Annotated in this window: 1 protein-coding gene; it reads left to right on the top strand. The window is 57.4% G+C overall.

Going from position 1 to position 584, the window contains the following annotated elements; genetic code table 11:
* The coding region (locus Q664_RS58005) for a choice-of-anchor D domain-containing protein (protein WP_152622326.1) at positions 1 to 584 on the top strand (584 nt) is incomplete at both ends.

Raw genomic sequence — 584 nt, 5'->3', positions numbered from 1 at the left:
GGGGGGCTCGTCGTCAATGCAAACGGTGGAACCCGGGTTATCAAGGTACAGTTCACGCCCGATGCCCTGACATCGTTCTCTGGCAATCTCATCATCGCCAGCAATGCCGCCAATGCCACGACGGAGGTCCCTCTTTCCGGAATAGGGGTGAACTTCGCTACGGATGTGAGTCCTGAATCACTCGCTTTTGATGACGTGCGTGTAGGCACCGAACCCACGCAGACGGTGACGGTTCGCAATACTGGTCTTACCGACGTCACTCTCAGCGCTTTTGCCGTGACAGGTGATTCGTCCTTTTCGCTCGTATCCCCGCCGAGTGGCTCAGTTACACTGACAGGGGGTGGTGGGCAGACGATGTTGACGGTGAAATTCAAGCCCCTTGCCCCGATGGCATCTACCGTCACGGGGGCGCTTGGTTTCAACATCGCTGGAGATGCGTTCAAGACCAGCGCCACGGTCGACTTCAGCGGCAGGGGTGTTAAACCCAACCTCGTGTTTGATCCGGCCAGTCCGTATGACTTCGGCAATGTGCGAGTGAATGACGAACCCACCCAGGTCGTCACCATCCGCAATACCGGTGGTTT

Origin of the sequence: Archangium violaceum Cb vi76, assembly GCF_000733295.1 — a bacterium.
GTDB classification, from domain to species: domain Bacteria; phylum Myxococcota; class Myxococcia; order Myxococcales; family Myxococcaceae; genus Archangium; species Archangium violaceum.
This window is presented reverse-complemented; position numbering and strand designations above follow the sequence as displayed.